General features: G+C 64.7%; 1 protein-coding gene. It reads right to left on the bottom strand.

Going from position 1 to position 875, the window contains the following annotated elements; all coding sequences use genetic code 11:
- Positions 1 to 30: 30 nt before the first annotated feature.
- Positions 31 to 875 (bottom strand): IS66 family transposase (gene tnpC / locus P0D80_RS50630; RefSeq protein ID WP_408296397.1); only part of this gene is annotated, 845 nt, incomplete at its 5' end.

Raw genomic sequence — 875 nt, forward strand, 5'->3', positions numbered from 1 at the left:
GTAACGCGGGTTTGCGAGTTGATGCCATCGTCACGCAGCCTGCTGGAGCGGCTGCTCTACCGGCATCAAACGCCACGGCAGCAACTCGTCGATTCGGTTGATGGGATGCTCGGCGATGCGCTCGAACACCGTACGCAGATACGTATACGGTTCGATGCCATTCAGGCGTGCCGTTCCGATCAGGCTGTAGATGACCGCCGCACTCTGTCCACCGCCGTCAGAACCAGCGAACAGATAGTTGCGCCTGCCGAGAACCAGCGGCCTGATCGATCGCTCCGCGGTGTTGTTATCTATCTCGATGCGCCCGTCTTCACAGTAGCGCACCAGCGCAGGCCAGTTCCCCAGCGCATACCGGATCGCCATGCCAAGGCCCGACTTCACCGAGACCTGCGCAAGCGTATGTTCGAGCCAGTCCTTCAGTGCACCTGCGAGCGGCAATGCCCGCGCCATGCGCACCGACTGCCGGACCTCCGGCTTGCGGCCGCGCACCTCGCGCTCGATGGCATACAGGGCCGCGATGCGGCTGAGTGCCTCCTGCGCTACCGGCGAACGCTCCAGTTCGTACAGGTCGTAGAACTTGCGCCGCACATGCGCCCAGCACGCTGCCTCGATGATCGTGCCATCGCGGTACAGCGCGTCGTAGCCACTATAGGCATCCGCCTGCAGGATGCCCGACCAGCCCTGCAGATGCGTGCGGGGTCGCTCTCCCTTGCGGTCGGGCGAGTATTGGTACCAGACCGCCGGGGGTGCCCGGCTGCCCGCCGGCCGGTCATCGCGTACGTACGTCCACAACCGCGCCGTACGCGTCTTGCCGCGTCCGGGCTCCAGCACCGGGACGGGAGTGTCATCCGTATGGATTTTTTGCGCCTCACGCA

The sequence above is a fragment of the Paraburkholderia sp. RL17-373-BIF-A genome (assembly GCF_046030175.1).
Taxonomy (GTDB): domain Bacteria; phylum Pseudomonadota; class Gammaproteobacteria; order Burkholderiales; family Burkholderiaceae; genus Paraburkholderia.